Source organism: Micromonospora sp. NPDC005257 (assembly GCF_042872445.1).
GTDB lineage: Bacteria > Actinomycetota > Actinomycetes > Mycobacteriales > Micromonosporaceae > Micromonospora.
In genome coordinates this window covers 67,486-91,090 of sequence record NZ_JBIAKL010000003.1, presented here as the reverse complement: position 1 = coordinate 91,090, position 23,605 = coordinate 67,486, and the positions used below count along the sequence as shown (strand labels likewise).

Genomic DNA, 23,605 nt, shown 5'->3' with positions numbered 1-23,605 from the left:
GGATCGAAGGGGGCGCAGCATGGTGAAGCGTAGATCGGCGATCCTCGTCCTGGAGGACGGGCGCACGTTCCACGGCGAGGCGTACGGCAGCGTCGGGGAGACCTTCGGCGAAGCCGTCTTCAACACCGGCATGACCGGCTACCAGGAGACGCTCACCGACCCCTCGTACCACCGGCAGGTGGTGGTGCAGACCGCGCCGCACATCGGCAACACCGGCGTCAACAGCGAGGACGACGAGTCCGACCGGATCTGGGTGGCCGGGTACGTGGTGCGCGACCCGGCCCGGATCAGCTCGAACTGGCGGGCCGGCGGCGGCCTGGAGGACCGGCTCGCCGCCGAGGGCGTCGTCGGCATCAGCGGGGTGGACACCCGGGCGCTGACCCGGCACCTGCGCGAGCGCGGCGCGATGCGGGTCGGCATCTCCAGCGTCGAGGACGACCCGGCCGCCCTGCTGGAGCGGGTGCGCCGCTCGCCGCAGATGGTCGGCGCGAACCTGTCCGACGAGGTGACCACCGCCAAGCCGTACGTCGTCGAGGCGCAGGGCGAGCACCGGTTCACTGTCGCCGCGGTGGACCTGGGCATCAAGCGCAACGTGCCGCGCCGGCTCGCCGCCCGCGGCGTCACCACCCACGTGCTGCCCGCCGGGTCGACGATCGAGGACCTGCTCGCCACCGGCGCGGACGCGGTCTTCTTCTCGCCCGGCCCGGGCGACCCGGCGACCGCCGACGGCCCGGTGGCGCTGGCCCGGGAGGTGCTGACCCGGCGGATTCCGCTGTTCGGCATCTGCTTCGGCAGCCAGATCCTCGGCCGGGCGCTCGGCTTCGGCACCTACAAGCTGGGGTACGGCCACCGCGGCATCAACCAGCCGGTGCTCGACCGGGCCACCGGCAAGGTCGAGGTGACCAGCCACAACCACGGCTTCGCCGTGCAGGTGCCGGGCGCCGGGGACGGCGCCGTGGTGCCGGATCAGGTGATCCAGACCGAGTTCGGCGGTGTCCAGGTGTCACACGTCTGCCTCAATGACAACGTGGTCGAAGGGCTGCGGGCCGTGGACGTGCCCGCCTTCACCGTCCAGTACCACCCGGAGGCGGCGGCCGGCCCGCACGACGCGGACTACCTCTTCGACCGCTTCGCCGAGTTGATCGAAGGCCGTGGCTTCGACCAGAACCAGAGTGAAGGCGGCAAGAATGCCTAAGCGGACCGACCTCAAGCACGTTCTGGTGATCGGCTCCGGGCCGATCGTGATCGGACAGGCCTGTGAGTTCGACTACTCGGGCACCCAGGCCTGCCGGGTGCTGCGCAGCGAGGGGATCCGGGTCAGCCTGGTCAACTCCAACCCGGCGACGATCATGACGGACCCGGAGTTCGCCGACGCCACGTACGTCGAGCCGATCACCCCGGAGTTCGTCGAGCTGGTCATCGCCAAGGAGCGCCCCGACGCGCTGCTGCCGACGCTCGGCGGGCAGACCGCGCTGAACACCGCCGTCGCGCTGCACGAGGCGGGCGTGCTGGAGAAGTACGGCGTCGAGCTGATCGGCGCGAACATCGAGGCGATCAACCGGGGCGAGGACCGGCAGCTGTTCAAGGAGATCGTCGCGAAGGCCGGCGTACGGCTGGGCCTGGACGATCCGTCCGCGCTGGTGCCGCGCTCGCGGGTCTGCCACTCGATGGACGAGGTCCGCGAGACGGTCGCCGACCTGGGCCTGCCGGTGGTCATCCGGCCGTCGTTCACGATGGGCGGCCTCGGTTCCGGCATGGCGCACAACGACGAGGACCTGGAGCGCATCGCCGGTGCGGGCCTGGCGGCCAGCCCGGTGCACGAGGTGCTCATCGAGGAGAGCGTGCTCGGCTGGAAGGAGTACGAGCTCGAACTGATGCGCGACCGCCACGACAACGTGGTGGTGGTCTGCTCGATCGAGAACGTCGACCCGATGGGCGTGCACACCGGCGACAGCGTCACCGTCGCGCCGTCCATGACGCTCACCGACCGGGAGTACCAGCGGCTGCGTGACCTCGGCATCGCCGTGCTGCGCGAGGTCGGCGTGGACACCGGCGGCTGCAACATCCAGTTCGCGGTCGACCCGGCCGACGGGCGGATCGTCGTGATCGAGATGAACCCGCGGGTGTCGCGTTCCTCGGCGCTGGCGTCGAAGGCCACCGGCTTCCCGATCGCCAAGATCGCCGCGAAGCTCGCCATCGGCTACACCCTCGACGAGATCCCGAACGACATCACGCTCAAGACGCCCGCCGCGTTCGAGCCGACACTCGACTACGTGGTGGTGAAGATCCCCCGGTTCGCGTTCGAGAAGTTCCCCGGCGCGGACCCGGAGCTGACCACCACGATGAAGTCGGTGGGCGAGGCGATGAGCCTGGGCCGCAACTTCACCGAGGCGCTGAACAAGGCGATGCGCTCGATGGAAACCAAGGCGTCCGGTTTCTGGACCGTGCCGGACCCCGACGGCGCCACCAGGGAGAACACCCTCGCCGCGCTGCGCACGCCGCACGACGGCCGGCTCTACACGGTCGAGCGGGCGCTGCGTCTCGGCGCGTCGATCGCCGAGGTGTCCGAGGCGTCCGGCGGCATGGACCCGTGGTTCCTGGACCAGATCGCCTCGCTCGTCGAGCTGCGCGCCGAGATCGTGGACGCGCCGGTGCTCGACGGCGCGCTGCTGCGCCGGGCCAAGCGGGCCGGGCTGTCCGACCGGCAGCTCGCCGCGCTGCGTCCCGAGCTGGCCGCCGAGGACGGCGTACGCATGCTGCGGCACCGGCTCGGTGTCCGGCCGGTCTACAAGACGGTGGACACCTGCGCGGCCGAGTTCGAGGCGACCACGCCGTACCACTACTCGACGTACGACTCGGAGACCGAGGTGGCGCCGTCGGCCCGGCCCAAGGTGCTCATCCTGGGCTCCGGGCCGAACCGGATCGGTCAGGGCATCGAGTTCGACTACTCGTGCGTGCACGCTGTTCAGGCGCTGCGGGCCGTGGACTACGAGACCGTCATGGTCAACTGCAACCCGGAGACGGTCTCCACCGACTACGACACCGCCGACCGGCTCTACTTCGAGCCGCTGACGTTCGAGGACGTGCTGGAGGTCTGGCACGCCGAGGACACCTCCGGCAAGGAGGCGGGCGGCCCCGGCGTGATCGGGGTGATCGTGCAGCTCGGCGGTCAGACCCCGCTCGGTCTGGCCCAGCGGCTCAAGAACGCCGGAGTGCCGATCGTCGGCACCTCCCCGGAGTCGATCCACCTGGCCGAGGAGCGCGGCGCGTTCGGCACGGTGCTGGCCCGGGCCGGCCTGCGCGCGCCCGCGCACGGCATGGCCACCTCGTACGACGAGGCGAAGGCGATCGCCGACGAGATCGGGTACCCGGTGCTGGTCCGCCCCTCGTACGTGCTCGGCGGTCGCGGTATGGAGATCGTGTACGACGACGCCACGCTGCGTGACTACATCGGCCGGGCCACCGCCATCTCACCGGATCGGCCGGTGCTGGTGGACCGCTTCCTGGACGACGCCATCGAGATCGACGTGGACGCGCTCGTGGACGCCGACGGCGACGTCTACCTCGGCGGCGTGATGGAGCACATCGAGGAGGCCGGCATCCACTCCGGCGACTCGTCCTGTGCGCTGCCGCCGATCACCCTGGCCGGCTCGCACCTGGCCCAGGTGCGGCACTACACCGAGCAGATCGCCCGCGGCGTCGGGGTGCGCGGCCTGCTCAACGTCCAGTACGCCCTGCAGGGCGACATGCTCTACGTGCTGGAGGCCAACCCGCGCGCCTCCCGGACCGTGCCGTTCGTCTCGAAGGCCACGGCGGTGCCGCTGGCGAAGGCGGCGGCCCGGATCGCGCTCGGCGCCACCGTCGCGCAGCTGCGCGCCGAGGGGATGCTGCCGCCGACCGGCGACGGCGGCACCATGCCGGCCGACGCGCCGATCGCGGTCAAGGAGGCGGTGCTGCCGTTCAAGCGGTTCCGCACCCCGTCCGGCAAGGGCATCGACGTGCTGCTCGGCCCCGAGATGAAGTCCACCGGCGAGGTGATGGGCATCGACACCGGTTTCGGTCAGGCGTTCGCCAAGTCGCAGGCCGCCGCGTACGGGTCGCTGCCCACCGCCGGGAAGATCTTCGTCTCGGTCGCCAACCGGGACAAGCGTGGCATGATCTTCCCGATCAAGCGCCTGGCCGACCTGGGCTTCGAGATCGTGGCCACCACCGGCACGGCCGAGGTGCTGCGCCGGCACGGCATCGCCTGCGAGCAGATCCGCAAGCACTACGAGTCGGGTGAGGGCGCGGACGCGGTCTCGCTGATCCTCGGCGGGGACGTGGCGCTCGTGGTGAACACGCCGCAGGGCTCCGGGGCGAGCGCCCGCTCCGACGGGTACGAGATCCGCAGCGCGGCGGTGAGCGCGGACATCCCCTGCGTCACCACCGTGCCCGGCGCCGCCGCCGCCGTCATGGGCATCGAGGCGCGCATCCGGGGCGACCTGAAGGTCCGCCCGCTGCAGGACCTGCACGCCGCCCTGCGGGCGGGCGAGTGACCCGCCACTCTCCTGCGTCGACCATGAGGTTGGCGGCGGTTACGGAGATCCACATCGCCGCCAACCTCATGATCACCGAGCGTTCCGAGCGGGCCGGGCGGGCCGGGCGGGCCGGGCGGGGGACCGGGGCGTGATCTTCGAACAGGTGGTGCGGCCCCGGTTGTTCTCGCTCGCGGGCGGGGACGCGGAGGGGGCGCACGAGTGGACGCTGGCACGGCTGGCCGCGGTGTCGCGGCGGCCGGCGGTCCTCGCCGCGCTGCGGGCGGCGTACTTCCGGCCGGCGCCGCGGACCGTGTTCGGGGTGCGCTTCCCCAACCCGGTCGGGCTGGCGGCCGGGATGGACAAGAACGGCGTCGCGTTGCCGGCCTGGCCGGCGCTGGGCTTCGGCTTCGTCGAGGTCGGCACCGTGACCGCGCACGCCCAGCCGGGCAACCCCCGGCCCCGGCTGTTCCGGCTGCGCGACAGCGAAGCGGTGATCAACCGGATGGGCTTCAACAACGCGGGCGCGGCGGCGCTCGCGGACCGGCTGGCCGCGTTGCCGCGCCCGCTGGGCGTGCCGCTGGGCATCTCGCTGGGCAAGTCCAAGGTGACCCCGCTGGACGAGGCGGTCGAGGACTACCTCGCCTCGTACCGGGCGCTCAAGGACCACGGTGACTACTTCGCGGTCAACGTCTCCTCGCCGAACACCCCCGGACTGCGCTCGCTTCAGGACCGGTCCCACCTGGACGCGTTGCTCGCCGCGCTGGTGGGGGAGAAGCCGGTGCTGGTGAAGATCGCCCCGGACCTGACCGAACCCGCCGTGGCCGAGCTGCTGGAGGTGTGCCTGGAGCGGGGCGCGGCCGGGGTCATCGCCACCAACACCACGCTCGCCCGCGACGGGCTCGCCGCGGCCGACCGGGAGCGCGGCGCCGAGACCGGCGGGCTGTCCGGCCGACCGCTCACCGCCCGGGCCCGGGAGATGGTCGCGTTCGTGCACCGCGAGACCGGCGGACGGCTGCCGGTGATCGGCGTGGGCGGCATCCTGCATCCCGACGACGCCACCCGCATGTTCGACGCCGGCGCTTCCCTGCTCCAGCTCTACACCGGCTTCATCTACCGGGGCCCGGCCCTGACCCGAGCCATAACCCGGACCACCCGACCCTGACCCACCCCCTGCACCCGCGCGATCTTGCACTACCGGCCCCGGCACACCGCCTCATTCCGGGCGCGGCCGGGGCGGCAACTGCAAGATCGCGAGGGAGAGAGAGGGGGAGGGGTGACGGAGGAGGAGACGTGACGCCCGAGGAGATTCTGGAGGCCGACCGGCGGCACGTGTGGCATCCGTACGCGGCGATGCCCGGCGCGAGCGCGCCGTACGTGGTGCGCAGCGCCGAAGGGGTGCGGCTGCGGCTCGCCGACGGGCGGGAGCTGGTCGACGGCATGTCGTCGTGGTGGGCGGCGATCCACGGCTACCGGCACCCGGTGCTCGACGCCGCGGTGACCGACCAGCTCGGGCGGATGAGCCACGTCATGTTCGGCGGGCTCACCCACGAGCCCGCGGTACGCCTGGCGCGCACGCTCGTCGAGCTGACCCCGGACGGCCTGGAACACGTCTTCCTGGCCGACTCCGGCTCGGTGAGCGTCGAGGTCGCGGTGAAGATGTGCCTGCAGTACCAGCGGGCGCGGGGACGCCCGCGACGCCGCCGGCTCGGCACCTGGCGGGGCGGCTACCACGGCGACACGTTCCACCCGATGAGCGTGTGCGACCCGGAGGGCGGCATGCACCACCTCTGGGGCGACGTGCTGCCCCGGCAGGTGTTCGCGCCGGCGCCGCCGCCCGGCTTCGACGCGCCGCCGGATCCGGCGTACGAGGCGGCGCTGGTGGAGGCGGTCGAGCGGCACGCCGACGAACTGGCCGCGGTGATCGTCGAGCCGGTCGTCCAGGGCGCCGGGGGCATGCGGTTCCACCATCCGCACTACCTGCGCGTGCTGCGCGAGGTGACCCGCAGGCACGGCATCCTGCTGGTCTTCGACGAGATCGCCACCGGCTTCGGCCGGACCGGCCGGATGTTCGCCGCCGAGCACGCCGGAGTCGCCCCGGACGTGCTCTGCGTCGGCAAGGCGCTCACCGGCGGGTACCTGACGCTGGCCGCGGCGCTGTGCACGCCGGAGGTGGCGCGGGCGATCTCCGCCGACGGGGTGCTGGCGCACGGGCCGACGTTCATGGGCAACCCGCTCGCCTGCGCGGTCGCGAACGCCTCCCTGGACCTGCTGCGGGCCGGGGACTGGGCGGGACGGGTGGCGGGCATCGAAGCGGGCCTGCGGGCCGGCCTGGCGCCGTTGCGGGACGCGCCCGGCGTGGCCGACGTACGCGTGCTCGGCGCGATCGGCGTGGTGCAGCTCGACCACGAGGTGCACCTGCCCCGGGCGACGGCCGCGGCGGTGGCCGAGGGGGTGTGGCTGCGTCCGTTCCGGGATCTCGTCTACACGATGCCGCCGTACGTCTGCGACGCCGCGGACGTGGCGCGGATCACGGCCGGAGTGGCCGCGGCGGTCAAGGCCGGCTGAGCCCGGCCGGGTTCGACAGGGCGCGACGGGAGGCCGTCGCCGGACACGCCAGGCGGCCCGGGGCCGCCGGGAGAGGGAGAGACACGATGGAGACGTTCGGCGCCCGCCTGCACCGGGCCGTGGCGGAACGAGGGCCGCTCTGCGTGGGGATCGACCCGCACCCGGGGTTGCTGACCGCCTGGGGCCTGCCCGACGACGTGACGGGCCTGGAGCGGTTCTGCCGCACGGTGGTGGAGGCGATCGGTGACCGGGTCGCCGTGATGAAGCCGCAGTCGGCGTTCTTCGAGCGTTTCGGCGCGCGCGGCGTCGGCGTACTTGAGTCAACTATCCGACAGTTGCGAGATATGGGAACGTTAACTCTGCTTGACGTGAAGCGCGGCGACATCGGCTCGACGGTCGCCGCGTACGCCTCGGCGTACCTCGATCCATCCAGCCCTCTGTATGTCGACGCGGTCACCGCGAGCCCCTACCTGGGAGTAGGTTCGCTCGCCCCGATGTTCTCCGCCGCCGCCGAGCACGGGGGCGGGGTCTTCGTGCTGGCGCTCACCTCCAACCCGGAGGGGGCCTCCGTGCAGCGCGCCGTGGGTGCCGACGGACGCACCGTGGCGCAGACCGTGATCGACGCGATTTCCCAGCTCAATCAGGGCGCGGAGCCGCTCGGCAGCTTCGGTCTGGTGGTCGGCGCGACGGTCGGTGAGACAGGTCACGATCTGGAATCGGCAAACGGGCCGCTGCTCGCGCCGGGGATGGGCGCGCAGGGCGGAACGCCCGCCGGGCTGCGTACCGTGTTCGGCGCCGCGCTGCCGTCGGTGCTTCCGTCGTACTCCCGGGAGGTGCTCGGCGCGGGCCCCGACCCGGCCGGCCTGCGGGCCGCGACGGAGCGGGTGCTGGCCGACTGCCGGGCCGCCCTGGGCGTCGCGGACTGACTGACGGCTCGGTCACTTTGTGTTGATCATCGCGCGTCCACGTTGCCGAAATCTCCGTTGACCGCTAGTTTTCCCCGCGCTGGGAACCACGGACCCCTTTGGTTGCCAGCGACACCACGTTTCACAGATGCGGTGGGGCGCTCAGCCCGCCGTACTAGGGACCTGAGGAGAACTGGTGCCGCTCCCGTCACTGACCCCCGAGCAGCGCGCTGCCGCGCTGGAGAAGGCCGCGGAGATCCGCAAGGCCCGCGCTGAGCTGAAGGAGCAGCTCAAGCAGGGCAAGACCACCCTCGCCACCGTCCTCGAGCGGGCCGAGTCCGACGACGTCGTGGGCAAGCTGAAGGTTTCGGCCGTGCTCCAGGCGATGCCGGGCATCGGCAAGATCCGGGCCACCCAGATCATGGAGAAGCTCAAGATCGCGGACAGCCGTCGCCTGCGCGGCCTCGGCGAGCAGCAGCGCAAGGCTCTGCTCGGAGAGTTCGCCGCGAACTGAACGGCCCGCCGTGTAGAAACAAGCGGTGAGCACGGATGACGAGGCGCGCCCGGTGGCTCGGCTCACTGTCCTGACCGGTCCCTCCGGGTCCGGCCGGAGCAGTGTCGTCGAGGCCGTCCGGGCGCGCCTTGTGTCTGTCTGGGTCCCGGTGGTCGCCACCACCCGGCCACCGCGCCCGGACGAGCGTGACGGCGTCGACCGCGTCTTCCTCGACGCGCCCGGCTTCGACCGCCTGATCGCCGCCGGGGAGCTGCTGGAGTGGTGCCGGATCGGGCCGTACCGCCGGGGGGTGCCCCGGGCCCAGGTACGCGCGCGGCTGGCCGAGGGACGGCCGGTGCTGCTGCCGCTGGACCCGGCCGGCGCGCTGGCGGTACGGGCGGCGGCGCCCGGCGCCCGGCTGGTGCTGCTCGCGCCGCCGGCGTACCGGGCCGACCCGGACGTCGCGGCCGTCCTCGCCCACGAGGTGGCACACGACCACACTGATCGCGCCGCGGCGGAGCTGGTAGGATTACTCGGTTCGTCCTTCCTGGCTCCGGCCCGACCGCCCGCGGGCGGCGCACGAGACGCAGAGGTTTAATTCGTGGGATCCATCGCCACCAACCCCGAGGGCATCACCAACCCGCCGATCGACGAGCTGCTCGAGAAGACCACCTCGAAGTACGCGCTCGTCATCTTCGCCGCCAAGCGTGCCCGTCAGGTGAACGCCTACTACAGCCAGCTCGGTGAGGGCCTGCTGGAGTACGTCGGCCCGCTGGTGGAGACCACCCCGCAGGAGAAGCCGCTCTCCATCGCCATGCGCGAGATCAACGCGGGCCTGCTCACCGCCGAGCCGACCGACCAGCCGTAACCGCGCCCGCGCCGATGCCCGCCGAGATCGTCCTCGGGGTCGGCGGCGGCATCGCCGCCTACAAGGCGTGCGAGCTGCTCCGGCTCTTCACCGAGTCGGGTCACCGGGTCCGGGTGGTGCCGACCGCCTCGGCGCTCCGCTTCGTCGGGGCGCCGACCTGGGCGGCCCTGTCCGGCCGGCCGGTCGCCGACGACGTCTGGTCCGACGTGCACGAGGTGCCGCACGTGCGGCTCGGGCAGCACGCCGACCTGGTCGTGGTCGCCCCGGCCACCGCCGACCTGATCGCCAAGGCCGCCCACGGCCTCGCCGACGACCTGCTCACCAACACGCTGCTGACCGCGCGCTGCCCGGTGCTGCTGGCCCCGGCCATGCACACCGAGATGTGGGAGCACCCGGCGACCGTGGCGAACGTGGCCACGCTGCGCTCGCGCGGCGTCCGCGTGATCGAGCCGGCCGTGGGCCGGCTCACCGGTCGGGACACCGGCAAGGGCCGGCTGCCCGACCCGGCGGAGATCTTCGCGGTGGCCCGCCGGGCGCTGGCCCGCGGCGTCCAGGGCGAGGCCGACCTGGCGGGCCGGCACGTGGTGGTCACCGCCGGGGGCACGCGGGAGCCGCTGGACCCGGTGCGGTTCCTGGGCAACCGGTCCTCGGGCAAGCAGGGGTACGCGTTCGCCCGCGCGGCCGTGGCCCGGGGCGCCCGGGTCACGCTCGTCGCGGCCAACGTGGCGCTGCCCGACCCGGCCGGGGTGGACGTGGTGCGGGTGGGCACCACCGAGGAGCTGCGCGCCGCCACGCTCGCGGCGGCCGCCGACGCGGACACCGTGGTGATGGCCGCCGCGCCCGCCGACTTCCGGCCCGCCACCTACGCCAGCGGGAAGATCAAGAAGTCCGACGACGGCGTGGCGCCGACCATCGAGCTGGTCACCAACCCGGACATCGCCGCCGAGCTGGGCCGCCTCCGCCGTCCCGGGCAGGTGCTGGTGATCTTCGCCGCCGAGACCGACGACGCGGAGGCCAACGGCCGCGCCAAGCTGGCCCGCAAGGGGGCCGACCTGATCGTGGTCAACGAGGTCGGCGTGGACAAGGTCTTCGGCGCCGACACCAACGCGGCCACCGTGATCGGCGCCGACGGCGCCGTGCACCGGCTGTCTGAGCAGCCCAAGGAGGCCCTGGCCGACGCGGTCTGGGACCTCGTCTGCCCGCGATTGCCGTTGCCTTCCTGACGGTTGGTCAGCACGTTTTAAGAGGGTCGGGTCGGAACGAGGACGGTTAAACTGCCGCCGAGCGACCTTTAGAAGTCTTCACATGCTTAGGAGTGCCGTGACACGTCTCTTCACGTCCGAATCGGTCACGGAGGGCCACCCGGACAAGATCGCCGACCAGATCAGTGACGGCATTCTCGACGCCCTGCTCGCCCAGGACCCGCACAGCCGGGTCGCGGTGGAGACGCTGATCACCACCGGCCAGGTGCACGTGGCCGGCGAGGTGACCACGAAGGCGTACGCCGACATCCCGACCATCGTCCGGGAGACCATCCTCGGCATCGGCTACGACTCGTCGAAGAAGGGCTTCGACGGCGCGTCCTGCGGCGTCAGCGTGTCCATCGGCGCCCAGTCGCCGGACATCGCCCAGGGTGTCGACAACGCCTTCGAGCTGCGTACCGGCGGGTCGGAGAGCGCGCTGGACGCGCAGGGCGCCGGTGACCAGGGCATGATGTTCGGCTTCGCCTGCTCGGAGACGCCCGAGCTGATGCCGCTGCCGATCGCGCTCGCGCACCGGCTGGCCCGCCGGCTCGCCGCGGTGCGCAAGGACGGCACCGTTCCCTACCTGCGGCCGGACGGCAAGACCCAGGTGACCATCGAGTACGACGGGCTGCGCCCGGTCCGGCTCGACACCGTGGTCGTGTCCAGCCAGCACGCGGCGGACATCTCGCTGGAGTCGCTGCTCACCCCGGACATCCGGGACCACGTCATCGAGCCCGAGCTGGAGGGCCTCGGCCTGGACACCGAGGGCTACCGGCTGCTGGTGAACCCGACCGGGCGGTTCGAGATCGGCGGCCCGATGGGCGACGCCGGCCTGACCGGCCGGAAGATCATCGTGGACACGTACGGCGGCTACGCCCGGCACGGCGGCGGCGCGTTCTCCGGCAAGGACCCGTCGAAGGTCGACCGGTCGGCCGCGTACGCGATGCGCTGGGTCGCCAAGAACGTGGTCGCCGCCGGGCTGGCCGAGCGGTGCGAGGCGCAGGTCGCGTACGCGATCGGCAAGGCGCACCCGGTGAGCCTGTTCATCGAGACGTTCGGCACCGAGACCGTGCCGGTCGCCTCGATCGAGAAGGCCGTGGCCGAGGTGTTCGACCTGCGTCCGGCCGCCATCATCCGGGACCTGCACCTGCTGCGCCCGATCTACCAGCAGACCGCGGCGTACGGCCACTTCGGCCGGGAGCTGCCGGAGCTGACCTGGGAGGGCACCGACCGGGCCGCCGACCTCAAGTCGGCCGCGGGAGCCTGACCGCCACCACGCGCCGCGACCGGCGACCCGCGCAGGGGTCGCCGGTCGCGCGCGTCTGTGTGGACGTCCCGCTGCCCCACCTCGACCGCCCGTTCGACTACCTGGTGCCCGAGGCGCTCGACGCCGACGCCCGGCCCGGGGTGCGGGTGAAGGTGCGGTTCGCCGGGCAGCTCGTCGACGGCTGGCTGCTGGAGCGCGCCGAGTCGTCCGAGCATCCGAAGCTGGCGTACCTGGAGAAGGTCGTCTCCCCGGTGCCGGTGCTCTCCCCGGAGGTGGCCCGGCTGGCCAGGGCGGTCGCCGACAGGTACGCCGGCAGCCTGGCCGACGTGCTCCGGCTCGCGGTGCCGCCCCGGCACGCCCGCGCCGAGAAGGCCGTCACGGACGCCGCCGCGCCGTCCACCGACGTGCCCGCGCCCGACGGCGGTCAAGCGCCCGCCGACGGCACCGAACCCGCCGACAGCCCCGCGCCCGCCGGCGGCGCCGTGCCCGCCCTGGCGGAGGTGGACCCGCGCGGCTGGCGGGACTACCCGGCCGGGCCGGCGCTGCTGCGCGCGCTCACCGACGGCCGGCCCGCCCGCGCGGTCTGGTCCGCGCTGCCGGGGGAGGACTGGGCCGACCGGTACGCCGACGCGGTCGCCGCCACGGTGGCCGGCGGCCGGGGCGCGGTGGTGGTGGTGGCCGACGCCCGGGACCTGGACCGCCTCGACGCCGCCCTGACCGCCGTGCTGGGCGCGGGACGGCACGTCCGGCTCACCGCCGCAGACGGCCCGGCCCGCCGCTACCGGGCCTTCCTCACCGCCCGCACGGGCGAGGTGGACGTGGTGGTCGGAACCCGGGCGGCGATGTTCGCCCCGGTGCGGCGGCTCGGCCTGGTGGCGGTCTGGGACGACGGCGACGACCTGCACGCCGAGCCGCGCGCGCCCTACCCGCACGCCCGGGACGTGCTGCTCACCCGGGCGCAGCTCGGCGACGTCGCCGCGCTGGTCGGCGGGTACGCGCGTACCGCCGAGGCGCAGTTGCTGGTGGAGACCGGCTGGGCGCGCGAGGTGACGGCCGACCGGGCGGTGGTGCGCGCGCGTACCCCGGCCATGGCGCCCACCGGCGACGACCCGCAACTGGCCCGCGATCCCGGCGCGGCCTCGGCGCGGCTGCCGAGCCTGGCCTGGACCACCGCCCGGGACGCGCTGCGCGGGGACCTGCCGGTGCTGGTGCAGGTGCCCCGCCGGGGCTACGTGCCGTCGGTGGCCTGCGCCGACTGCCGCGCCCCGGCCCGCTGCGAGCACTGCGCCGGGCCGCTCGCCCTGCCCTCGGCGCAGGGCACGCCCGCCTGCCGCTGGTGCGGCCGGGTGGCCGCCGCGTACGCCTGCCCGGAGTGCGGCGGGCGGCGGCTGCGCGCCTCGGTGACCGGCGCCCGGCGGACCGCCGAGGAACTGGGCCGGGCGTTCCCCGGCGTGCCGGTGCGCACCTCGGGGCGGGAGGAGGTGCTGGCGAGCGTGCCGGGCGGGGCCGGGCTGGTGATCGCCACCCCGGGCGCGGAGCCGGTCGTCGAGGGCGGCTACGGCGCGGTGCTGCTGCTCGACTCGTGGGCGCTGCTGACCCGGGCCGACCTGCGGGCCGGTGAGGAGGCGCTGCGGCGCTGGATGGCCGCCGCCGCGCTGGCCCGGCCCGGTACGGCGGGCGGCCGGGTGGTGGTGGTCGCGGACGGCGCGCTTGCCCCGGTGCAGGCGCTGCTGCGCTGGGACTCCGCGTGGTTCGCCGCCCGGGAACTGGCCGAGCGGCGGGAGCTGGGCTTCCCGCCGGCGGTGCGGATGGCGAGCGTCACCGGTGCGGCCGAGGCGGTGGCCGACCTGCTCGCCGGCGCCCGGCTGCCGGGCGACGCCGAGGTGCTCGGCCCGGTGCCGGCCGACGAGGGCCGGGAGCGGATGCTGGTCCGGGTGCCCCGGTCCCGGGCCGCCGCGCTGGCCGAGGCGCTGCACGCCGCCGCCGGGCGGCGCAGCGCCCGCAAGGCGGCGGACCCGGTGCGGCTCCAGGTCGATCCGCTCACCCTGTTCTGACCGGCGACCGGAGTGACGGTGCGCACGCGGGCCCTCGCGCACGGTCGTGAGCTGGGGTTTGCCGCACACCTGGTCCGGCAATCGAGTAGCGGGCGGTGATAGCATCGCCCGTCATGCCCAGCCGCGCGGTTTCCCCGCGCGGGACGCGGCGCGGCGGGTGCCAGAGCACGTCGGGCCGACACTCGATGTCGTCAGTCAGCCGGTGAGCAGGGGTGGACCAGTCGTGACCGTTCGTCAGTCGATCGTCTTCAACGGTGACCTCGGCAGTGGCAAGAGCACCGTCTCGGTCGAGATCGCCAAGCGGCTCGGGCTGCGCCGCGTCAGCGTCGGCGACCTCTACCGCCAGATGGCCCAGGAGCGGCAGATGACCGCCCTCCAGCTCAACCTGCACGCCGAGCTGGACCAGGCCGTCGACGGCTACGTCGACCAGCTCCAGCGCGACATCGCCGCCTCCGGCGAGTCCCTGGTCATGGACTCCCGCCTGGCCTGGCACTTCTTCACCGACGCGCTCAAGGTGCACATGATCACCGAGCCGAGCGAGGCGGCCCGGCGGGTGCTGGCCCGCCCGTCCGGCCCGGCGGAGAGCTACACCTCGCTGGAGGAGGCGCGGGCCAAGCTGCGCGAGCGCAGCGAGAGCGAGCGCAGCCGGTTCATCGTCCGGTACGGCGTCGACAAGGCCCGCCTGCGCAACTACGACCTGGTCTGCGACACCACCCGGGCGAACCCGGAGCAGGTCATCCAGCACGTCGTCGACGTCTACGAGGGCCGCCTCGGCGCGGACGTGCTGCGCGCCGGCAGGCCGCTGCTGCTGCTCGACCCGAACCGGGTGTACCCCACCGAGGACGTGTCGACGCTGCGCGGCCTCTGGGACGCCGACGCCGCCGAGGCGGCCGGCAGCGGCGACGAGCCGGAGCCGCTGAGCATCGGCTACACCGGCGAGTACTTCTTCGTCGTCGACGGGCACCGGCGGCTCAGCGCCGCCGTGCGCGCCGGCCTGCCGATGGTCGCGGCCCGGCTGGTCGCCGAGGTGGACGAGCCGGTGGTCGGCGGGATCAGCGCCGTCGACTACTTCACCGCGCAGGCCCGGCCGGGGCTGATCCACGACTGGGAGGACGCGCACGGCATCGCGCTGCCGCTGCCGGAGCACGCGCTGCTCGGCGGCGGCCCGGTGCTCGCCGGGGAGCCGGGCGCCGGCGCCTGAGGGCGCGCGACACCGCCACCTCGCCGGCGAGGGTTCACCCGATCCGGCGGGCCGGAGCATGATGAAGGCCTCCGATGCCTGGGGAGGCGGAATCGTGGATCCCACCGACGCGCTCGCGCTGCTGATGTCCCCCGAGGGTCGTCTCGACCCCTACCCGACGTACGAACGGCTGCGCGCACACGGCCCGGTGGTCCAGGCCGGGCCGGTCTTCTACGTGGTCACCGGGTACGCGGAGGCCGACGCGATCCTGCGCGACGCGCGGTTCGGGGTGATGGACGACGCGCTGCGCGACCAGTTCCTGCCCGGCTGGCGGGAGAGCCCGGCGTTCCTGTCGATCTCCCGGTCGATGCTGCGCACCAACCCGCCCGACCACAGCCGGATGCGGCGGCTGGCCGCCGGCGCGTTCACCCCGCGCCGGATCGCCGCCATGCGTGACGTGGTGCGGGCACAGGCCGACGAGCTGGTCGACGCGATGCTCGCCGCCGACGAGCCGGTCGACTTCATGGCCGCGTTCGCGTACCCCCTGCCGGTCGGCGTGATCTGCGCGCTGCTCGGCGTGCCGGCGGCGGACCGGCCGCTGTTCCGGCGCTGGGCCACCGACCTGACCGGCGTGCTCGAACCGGAGATCACCGCCGACGAGCTGGCGGTGGCCGACCGCGGCGCGGCGGAGCTGCGCGCCTACTTCACCGAGCTGGTGGCGGCCCGCCGCCGGGCGCCGGCCGACGACCTCACCACCGCGCTGGTCCAGGCGCACGACGGCGGCGACCGGCTCTCCGGCGACGAGCTGCTGGCCAACCTGATCGTGCTGCTGGTGGCCGGCTTCGAGACGACCACCAACCTGCTCGGCAACGGCCTGGTGGCCCTGCTGGAGCATCCGCGCGCCGCGGCGGCGTTGCGCGAGCGGCAGGACCTCGCCCCCGCCTACGTCGACGAGCTGCTGCGCTACGACTCGCCGGTGCAGCTCACCTCGCGGATGAGCACCGCGCCGTCCCGGCACGGCGACGTCGACCTGCCGCCGGAGAGCTGGGTCATCGTGATGCTCGGCGCGGCCAACCGCGATCCCCGCCGCTACCCGGACCCGGCCCGTTTCGACCCGTCGCGGGCCCAGATCGCGCCGCTGTCCTTCGGTGCCGGGCCGCACTACTGCCTCGGCGCGGCGTTGGCCCGGCTGGAGGCGCAGGTGGCGTTCCCGCTGCTGCTGCGCCGGCTGCCGGAGCTGGCCCTCGCGGGCCGGCCCGAACGGCGGGTCCGGCTCACCCTGCGTGGTCACGCCACGATGCCGGTGCGCGTGGGCCGGGAGGCGTCCCCGGTCACCGTTGCCGGTACGCCGCCCGGGGCGGCCGGGCCGACTCCGTAGACTGGACGCGCATCGTTCGACCCAGACAAGGAGCCACGCCGAGTGACCGTCCAGCCCATCCGTCTGTTCGGCGATCCGGTGCTGCGCACGCCGGCCGACCCGGTCGTCGACTTCGACGTCGAGCTGCGCAAGCTGATCACCGACCTGACCGACACGATGCGCGAGCAGAGCGGCGCCGGCCTGGCCGCGCCGCAGCTCGGGGTGGGCCTGCGGGTGTTCACCTTCGACGTCGACGACGTCCTCGGCCACCTGGTCAACCCGGTGCTGGAGTTCCCCGACGCCGAGGAACAGGACGGCCCGGAGGGCTGCCTGTCCATCCCCGGGCTCTACTTCGACACCAAGCGCCGGCAGAACGTGATCGCCAAGGGCTTCAACGGCTACGGCGACCCGTTGCAGATCGTCGGCACCGGCCTGATGGCCCGCTGCGTGCAGCACGAGACCGACCACCTCGACGGCGTCCTCTTCGTCGACCGGCTCGATCAGGCCGGCCGCAAGGAGGCCATGAAGGCGATCCGCCAGGCCGAGTGGTACGACCAGGCCGCCCCGCCCACCGTCAAGCTCAGCCCGCACGCCGCCGGCAACCCGTTCGGCCTGGGGCGGTGACCCGGATGCGCCTGGTCTTCGCCGGCACGCCGGCTGTCGCCGTACCGGCCCTGGACGCGATCGCCGCCTCCGGGCACGAGTTGCTCGCCGTGGTCACCCGCCCCGACGCCCCGGCCGGGCGTGGCCGTGGGCTGGTCCGTTCGCCGGTCGGCGCGTGGGCCGACGCGCACGGCGTCGAGGTGCTCACCCCGGCCCGTCCACGCGAGCCGGAGTTCCTCGACCGGCTGCGCGAGCTGGCGCCGGACTGCGTACCGGTGGTCGCCTACGGCGCGCTGGTGCCGCCGGTGGCGCTGGAGATCCCCCGGCACGGCTGGATCAACCTGCACTTCTCGCTGCTGCCCGCCTGGCGCGGCGCCGCCCCGGTGCAGCACGCCGTGCTGCACGGCGACGAGCTGACCGGAGCCAGCGTCTTCGAGCTGGAGGAGGGGCTGGACACCGGCCCGGTCTACGGCACCGTCACCGACGAGATCCGCCCCGCCGACACCTCCGGTGACCTGCTGGGACGGCTCGCGCACTCCGGCGCCGGGCTGCTGGTCGCCGTCCTCGACGCGATCGGCGCCGGCACCGCCCGGGCCGTGCCGCAGCCCGCCGACGGCGTTTCGCTCGCCCCGAAGCTGACCGTGGAGGACGCCCGGGTCCGCTGGGGCGACCCCGCGTTCGCGGTGGATCGGCGCATCCGCGCCTGCACGCCCGCGCCCGGCCCGTGGACCACGTTCCGCGACGACCGGGTCAAGCTCGGCCCGGTCACCCCGGTTGCCGACGGTCCGGAGCTGAAGCCGGGGGAGCTGCACGTGGAGAAGTCCGGCGTGCTCGTCGGCACCGCCACCACGCCGGTGCGCCTCGGCGAGGTGCGCGCCGCCGGCAAGAAGGCCATGCCAGCCGGCGACTGGGCGCGCGGCGCCCGGGTCACCGCCGGGGAGGTGTTCGCGTGACGGGGCCGACGCGTCCGGACCGGCCCGTCGAGGGCGAGCGCTCCCGGGGGTACGCGCGCGAGCACGCCGACCGGCCCGCCTCCGAGCGCCGGGGTGACGACCGGTTCGGCAACCGTGAGCGTGCCGACCGGCGCGGCGGCGACCGGCGCGGCGGCGACCGCCGGGGCGAGCGCCGTCCGGCCCGTCCGGCGGTGGACCTGCCCCGGCAGGTCGCCTACGAGGTGATCGCGGCGGTGCACCGCGACGACGCGTACGCCAACCTGGTGCTCCCGGCGATGCTGCGCGAGGCCGGGCTGACCGGCCGGGACGCCGCGTTCGCCACCGAGCTGACCTACGGCACGCTGCGGCACACCGGCACGCTCGACGCGATCGTCACCGACGCGGCCGGGCGGGACGTGCAGCGCATCGACCCGCCGGTGCGCGACGCGCTGCGGCTCGGGACGTACCAGATCCTGCACACCCGGGTGCCCCCGCACGCGGCGGTGTCGTCGACCGTGGACCTGGTCCGATCCGTGGGGCCGGGCGCCACCGGGTTCGCCAACGCGGTGCTGCGCGAGATCACCACCCGGGACGCCGACGCCTGGGTGGCCAGGCTCGCCCCGGCGCAGGAGACCGACCCGGTCGGGCACCTCGCTCTCGCGTACAGCCACCCGCAGTGGATCGTGCGGTCGTTCGCCGAGGCGCTCGGCGGCGACATGGGTGAGACGACCCGGCTGCTCATCGAGGACAACGAGCGCCCGCCGGTGCACCTGTGCGCCCGGCCGGGCCTGGCCGATCCGGTGGCGCTCGCCGACGAGGTGGGCGGCGCCCCCGGCGCGTTCTCGCCGTACGCGGTCTACCTCTCCGGCGGCGCGCCGGGTGACCTGCCGGCGGTGACCGACGGCCGCGCGCACGTGCAGGACGAGGGTTCCCAGTTGGTGGCGGACGCGCTGGTGGCCGCCCCGCTCGACGGCCCGGACGGCCGCTGGCTTGACCTGTGCGCCGGCCCGGGCGGCAAGTCGGGCCTGCTCGGCGCGCTCGCCGCGCCCCGTGGCGCGCGGCTGACAGCGGTCGAGGTGGCCGAGCACCGGGCCCGACTGGTCGCCCAGGCCACCCGCGGGCTGCCGGTGACCGTGCTCAACATCGACGGGCGCACCGTGGGCGGCGACCCGGAGCTGCCGGAGGGGCACTTCGACCGGGTGCTCGTGGACGCGCCGTGCACCGGGCTGGGCGCGCTGCGCCGCCGCCCGGAGGCGCGGTGGCGCCGCCAGCCCTCGGACCTGCCGCCGCTGACCCGGTTGCAGCGGGAACTGCTCACCGCCGGGCTGCGGGCGGCCCGGCCGGGCGGCCTGGTCGCGTACGTGACCTGCTCGCCGCACGTGGTGGAGACGCACGTGACGGTGACCGAGGCGGCCCGGCGGTGCGGTTTCGCCGTCGACTTCGTCGACGCGCGGCCGCTGCTGCCGGCCGGCATGCCGGGCCTGGGTGACGGCCCCACGGTGCAGCTCTGGCCGCACCGCCACGGCACCGACGCCATGTTCCTCGCGGTCCTCCGCCGCGTCTGACCCGCTCTTCCCGCAGTCGATCAAGGAGTTCGTGTCCTCGGGGCCGCCGTGCCCGGACACGAACTCCTTGATCATGCGGAGAAATGGGGAGGGATGGAGCGTGTGCGGCATCCCGGTGGAGGGAGGGGGCCGGTGGGATGTGACAGCCCGTTGACTGTGTGATCGATGCATGTAACTGTTTCGACCACCGGTCCCGGCACCCCCGCCCGCCGCGAACCCCCCACGAGGAGTCTCCATGAGACGTAGAACGCCGACCACGAGCCTCGCGCTCGCCCTCGTCGCCACGCTGACGACGGCGAGCCTGGCCGGCACCGCCTCCGCCGCGCCCGCCCCGGCCGCCCCCGCCCCGGCCGTCGCCGCGCTCGCCGCGCCCGACGTCTCCCTGAGCAACATCCAGGCCCACCTCACCCAGTTCAACTCCATCGCCACCAGCAACGGCGGCAACCGGCGCTCCGGCTCGGCCGGCTACACGGCGTCGGTCAACTACGTCAAGGGCAAGCTCCAGGCCGCCGGCTACACGGTCACCGAGCAGAACTGCTCCACCTGCACCTACCCGGGCAACAACCTGATCGCCGAGTGGCCGCAGGGCCCGTCCGACCAGGTCGTCATGTTCGGCGCGCACCTGGACGGCGTCGCCGCCGGCCCGGGCATCAACGACAACGCCTCCGGCTCGTCGGCACTGCTGGAGAACGCGCTGGTGCTGGCCGCGCAGAACCCGACCATGACCAAGCGGGTCCGGTTCGCCTGGTGGAACGGCGAGGAGCAGGGCCTCCAGGGCTCCAAGCACTACGTCAACCAGCTCAGCTCCACCCAGCGCGGCTACATCAAGGGCTACTACAACTTCGACATGGTCGGCTCGCTCAACGGCGGCTACTTCATCAACCGGATCACCTCGGCCACCGCCGCGCCGCTGAAGGCGTACTGGGACTCCTTCGGCATCTCGCCCGAGGAGAACACCGAGGGGCAGGGCCGCTCGGACGACTACTCGTTCGCCAACGCCGGCATCCAGACCTCCGGCTACGCGGCGGGCGCCAGCTACACCAAGAGCTCGGCGCAGGCCAGCAAGTGGGGCGGCACCGCGGGCGCGGCGTACGACGGGTGCTACCACCGCTCCTGCGACAACACCAGCAACATCAACACGACCATCCTCAACCGGGCCGCCGACGGCGTGGCGTACACGATCTGGCAGCTCGCGGTCGGTGGCGGCACGCCGACGAACGACTTCTCCGTCTCGGTGAGCCCCACCTCCGGCAGCGTCGCCCGGGGCGGCTCCACCACCGCCACGGTCAGCACCGCCACCACCGCAGGCAGCGCGCAGACCGTGGCGCTGTCCGCCAGCGGCGCCCCGAGCGGCGTCTCGGTGAGCTTCAGCCCGTCCTCGGTCACCTCGGGCGGCTCGGCCACCATGACCGTCACCGCCTCGTCGTCGGCCACCACCGGCACGTTCACCCTCACCGTGACCGGCACCGGCTCGGCCACCCGCACCGCCAGCTACACGATCACCGTGACCGGCGGCAGCGGCGGCTGCACCGGCGGCCAGCTCATCGGCAACAGCAGCTTCGAGTCCGGCACCGCGCCGTGGACGGCCAGCTCCGGCGTGATCACCAACAGCTCCAGCCAGGCGGCCCGCACCGGGTCGTACAAGGCGTGGATGAACGGGTACGGCTCCTCGCGTACCGAGTCGCTGTCCCAGTCGGTCACGCTGCCGGCCGGGTGCAGTAGCTACACGTTCTCGTTCTGGCTGCACATCGACACGGCCGAGACGACCACCTCGACCGCGTACGACAAGCTGACCGTGCAGGTCGGTTCGACCACGCTGGCCACGTACTCGAACCTGAACAAGGCCACCGGCTACACCCAGCGCACCTTCAACCTGGCCGCGTACGCCGGTCAGACGGTCACGCTGAAGTGGACCGGGGTCGAGGACTCCTCGTTGCAGACCAGCTTCGTCGTGGACGACGTGACGCTGCAGGTCGGCTGAGCGGCCCCGGGCGGGGTGGGCGAGCGTGCCCGCCCCGCCCGGGTCTTTAGTTGATCGGCAGCGCCTTGGCGCCAGCGCCCTTGACCGAGCGGGTCAGCGTCCGCCCGGAGACCCACAGGAAGCACTGCACTCCCCGGTCGCCGTCACGCCACTGCTCCTCGTACGGGTGGTAGATGATGGTGCCGGCCCGGTACTGCATGTTGCCGTCGTTCGGCAGCCCGGCGTACTTGGCGATGAGGCCGCGGCAGGCCTTGTGCGTCCGCAGTGACGTGCGCTCGAACTCCGCGTAGCTGATGTCCGGCGCCTGGTGGACGCCGACGAACTCGGCGTGGTGCTTGCTGGCGCAGGCCACCGGCCGCATCGACTGCACCTCGTTCTTGCTCAGCTTCGGGTTGAAGCAGCCGAGCGCGAGCTTCGATCCGGGCTTCAACGCGCCGCGCAGGCTGCCGGTGCGCTGCGACACGGCGCCCTCGTCCAGGTCGGTGATCTCCGCGACGTCGCAGCGGTACCAGCGGGCGCCGCCGGACCACGCGAGCGCCGAGGGGAAGACCACTGCCAGGCGCATCCGCCCGCCGCGCCAGTCCCCGCCGACGGCCCGGGTGACCTGGCGGGCGCAGTCGGCGTGCGCGGCACGCATTCCCGCCGAGCCGGTACGCGGCGGCGCGGAACGCTCCGCCTCCGCTCCGGTCATCGTGCCCACGTGCAGCGTCTCGGTGCGGTGCGGGGTGGCGCAGTCGACCGGCTGGTAGCCGCTGAGGTAGCCGACGTCGGCGACCGTGGGATGACAGGCCCCGGACTGCGGCACGAACCCGGCCGGCGCGGCGAACGCGGGCCAGTCGTCGACCAGGTCACGGTCCACTCCGGCCGGCGCGGCACAGCCGCCGAGCGCCAGTGCCAGCGCCGCGCCCACGGTGACCGCCACCCGCCATCGCCGCATCCCGACCGACCTCCCCGCGCGTCCGGCGCCGCCCGGTCGACCGGTACGCCTCGGCGGTGCAGCATACGGCAGCCGCTCAGGCGACAGGCAGTCCCTCGGGTCCGGCGCCGCGCACCGAGCGGTTCAGCTTGCGGTCGTCGCTCCACAGGAAACAGCGCACGCCCCGGTCGCCCTCCTCCCACTCCCGCTGCGACGGCGGGTAGAAGATGGACCCGGCCCGGTACGGCAGTTCGGCGTTGTCCGGCACCTCGGCGAACGCGGCGATGAGCGTCATGCAACGCCGGTGCGTGGCGGGCGCGCCCCGGGTGAACTCCGCCCAGCTCATGTCGCGTTCCTCGTACACGCCGACGAACTCCGCCCGGTGCGGTTCGGTGCAGAGCACCGGGGCCATGTAGTTGAGGTTCTGGCCGATCAGTTTCGGGTCGAAGCACCTGTGCAGCAGCGGGTTGTCGCCGACGAGCGCGCCCCGCAGGCTGCCGACCCGGTTGACCGGCCGGGTGTTGTCGATGCTGTCGGTCTCGGCCAGGTCGCAGCGGAACCAGCGGGCGCCGGACGTCCAGGCGGTGACTGTCGGCAGCGCGATGTTCAGCGCGAGCCGGGCGGCCCGCCAGTCCCCGCCGATCATCTCCCGGGCCCGCTGGTCGCACTCGGCGCGCGCGGTGCGCAGCGCCGGGGAGCCGGGTTCCGGGCGTACGCCCTGCGCCGCCGCCCCGTTGAAGCGGCCGACGTGCACGGTCTCGGCCAGGTGGCTGCCCGCGCAGTTCACCGTCTCGTACGTGGCGGCGGCCACCACGGTGCCCAGCCGTGGCAGGCACGTCTCGGACGCCGGGACGAACGGTTGCGGCGCCGGCAGCGCCGCCCAGTCGTCGATCAGGTCGCCGTCGGCCCGGTGTGCCTGAGCGCAGCCCGCGAGCACCGCGGTCGCGGCACCGGCCAGCGCGAGCACGAGGAGCCACCGTCGCATCGTCCGCCCCTTCCGGGAGAGATGGCAGCCGGTCGGCGCAGGCTCGACCGGCGTCCCCCGCGCCCGGGCGTGCAGCATACGTGACCGTCCCTGTAGGAGTTTCGTCATCTTTCAATCGATCGGCCAGTCACCGACGACTATTCGTGCCGATTTTCTCTCCGGACGGCCGGATT

The 23,605-nt window shown here is 73.7% G+C and carries 19 protein-coding genes; 17 read left to right on the top strand and 2 right to left on the bottom strand.

Annotation, left to right across the window (positions count from 1 at the left end):
• Positions 1-22: 22 nt before the first annotated feature.
• From carA to ACFYO8_RS07165, 17 genes are all read left to right on the top strand, one after another.
• A complete protein-coding gene (gene carA, locus ACFYO8_RS07245; RefSeq protein ID WP_355095086.1) occupies positions 23-1,195 on the top strand; it encodes a glutamine-hydrolyzing carbamoyl-phosphate synthase small subunit in 1,173 nt (390 codons plus the stop codon).
• On the top strand, positions 1,188-4,535 hold the full coding sequence (carB, locus tag ACFYO8_RS07240; protein ID WP_357706822.1) for a carbamoyl-phosphate synthase large subunit: 3,348 nt from the start codon (positions 1,188-1,190) through the stop codon (positions 4,533-4,535). Before carA ends, carB begins: the two co-directional genes overlap by 8 nt.
• A 130-nt stretch (positions 4,536-4,665) precedes the next feature.
• Positions 4,666-5,679 carry a quinone-dependent dihydroorotate dehydrogenase gene (locus ACFYO8_RS07235; RefSeq protein ID WP_355096757.1) on the top strand — a complete coding sequence of 338 codons (1,014 nt, stop codon included), beginning with the start codon at positions 4,666-4,668 and terminating at the stop codon, positions 5,677-5,679.
• A gap of 128 nt (positions 5,680-5,807) precedes the next feature.
• Complete coding sequence (locus ACFYO8_RS07230) at positions 5,808-7,082, top strand: adenosylmethionine--8-amino-7-oxononanoate transaminase (RefSeq protein ID WP_354866928.1); 1,275 nt, start codon at positions 5,808-5,810, stop codon at positions 7,080-7,082.
• An 86-nt stretch (positions 7,083-7,168) separates the two neighbouring features.
• A complete protein-coding gene (gene pyrF / locus ACFYO8_RS07225; RefSeq protein ID WP_355096938.1) occupies positions 7,169-8,008 on the top strand; it encodes an orotidine-5'-phosphate decarboxylase in 840 nt (279 codons plus the stop codon).
• 175 nt (positions 8,009-8,183) lie between these two features.
• Positions 8,184-8,501, top strand: coding sequence for an integration host factor, actinobacterial type (gene mihF, locus ACFYO8_RS07220; RefSeq protein ID WP_013285515.1), 318 nt, complete (start codon positions 8,184-8,186; stop codon positions 8,499-8,501).
• 25 nt (positions 8,502-8,526) lie between these two features.
• Positions 8,527-9,078, top strand: a complete 552-nt coding sequence (locus ACFYO8_RS07215; RefSeq protein WP_355096936.1) for a guanylate kinase — start codon at positions 8,527-8,529, stop codon at positions 9,076-9,078.
• A gap of 3 nt (positions 9,079-9,081) precedes the next feature.
• Positions 9,082-9,348, top strand: a complete 267-nt coding sequence (gene rpoZ / locus ACFYO8_RS07210; protein WP_013285517.1) for a DNA-directed RNA polymerase subunit omega — start codon at positions 9,082-9,084, stop codon at positions 9,346-9,348.
• A 14-nt stretch (positions 9,349-9,362) separates the two neighbouring features.
• A complete protein-coding gene (gene coaBC, locus ACFYO8_RS07205) occupies positions 9,363-10,571 on the top strand; it encodes a bifunctional phosphopantothenoylcysteine decarboxylase/phosphopantothenate--cysteine ligase CoaBC (RefSeq protein ID WP_354866921.1) in 1,209 nt (402 codons plus the stop codon).
• Positions 10,572-10,668: 97 nt separating this feature from the next.
• The gene (gene metK, locus ACFYO8_RS07200; RefSeq protein ID WP_354866919.1) at positions 10,669-11,859 is read left to right on the top strand and encodes a methionine adenosyltransferase; all 1,191 of its coding nucleotides are present in this window, start codon (positions 10,669-10,671) and stop codon (positions 11,857-11,859) included.
• Positions 11,860-11,918: 59 nt separating this feature from the next.
• Complete coding sequence (locus tag ACFYO8_RS07195; protein ID WP_354866917.1) at positions 11,919-13,913, top strand: primosomal protein N'; 1,995 nt, start codon at positions 11,919-11,921, stop codon at positions 13,911-13,913.
• A gap of 223 nt (positions 13,914-14,136) precedes the next feature.
• Positions 14,137-15,114: an AAA family ATPase gene (locus tag ACFYO8_RS07190; RefSeq protein ID WP_354866915.1), complete on the top strand. Its 978-nt coding sequence runs from the start codon at positions 14,137-14,139 to the stop codon at positions 15,112-15,114.
• Between the two features lie 94 nt (positions 15,115-15,208).
• Positions 15,209-16,471: a cytochrome P450 gene (locus tag ACFYO8_RS07185; protein ID WP_354866913.1), complete on the top strand. Its 1,263-nt coding sequence runs from the start codon at positions 15,209-15,211 to the stop codon at positions 16,469-16,471.
• 42 nt (positions 16,472-16,513) lie between these two features.
• Positions 16,514-17,074, top strand: a complete 561-nt coding sequence (gene def, locus ACFYO8_RS07180) for a peptide deformylase (protein WP_354866911.1) — start codon at positions 16,514-16,516, stop codon at positions 17,072-17,074.
• Between the two features lie 5 nt (positions 17,075-17,079).
• The gene (gene fmt, locus ACFYO8_RS07175; protein WP_354867595.1) at positions 17,080-18,006 is read left to right on the top strand and encodes a methionyl-tRNA formyltransferase; all 927 of its coding nucleotides are present in this window, start codon (positions 17,080-17,082) and stop codon (positions 18,004-18,006) included.
• Positions 18,003-19,550, top strand: coding sequence for a transcription antitermination factor NusB (locus tag ACFYO8_RS07170; RefSeq protein ID WP_354866909.1), 1,548 nt, complete (start codon positions 18,003-18,005; stop codon positions 19,548-19,550). The genes fmt and ACFYO8_RS07170 overlap by 4 nt, the downstream gene beginning before the upstream one ends.
• 235 nt (positions 19,551-19,785) lie before the next feature.
• Entirely contained in the window at positions 19,786-21,531 is a 1,746-nt protein-coding gene (locus ACFYO8_RS07165; RefSeq protein WP_354866907.1) for a M28 family peptidase, read from the top strand.
• 46 nt (positions 21,532-21,577) lie between these two features.
• Here ACFYO8_RS07165 and ACFYO8_RS07160 read toward each other — a convergent pair whose 3' ends face one another.
• Positions 21,578-22,468 (bottom strand): septum formation family protein, encoded by an 891-nt coding sequence (locus ACFYO8_RS07160; RefSeq protein ID WP_354866905.1) that lies wholly within the window; start codon positions 22,466-22,468, stop codon positions 21,578-21,580.
• 76 nt (positions 22,469-22,544) lie between these two features.
• Positions 22,545-23,432, bottom strand: a complete 888-nt coding sequence (locus ACFYO8_RS07155; protein ID WP_355095666.1) for a septum formation family protein — start codon at positions 23,430-23,432, stop codon at positions 22,545-22,547.
• Positions 23,433-23,605 lie beyond the last annotated feature (173 nt).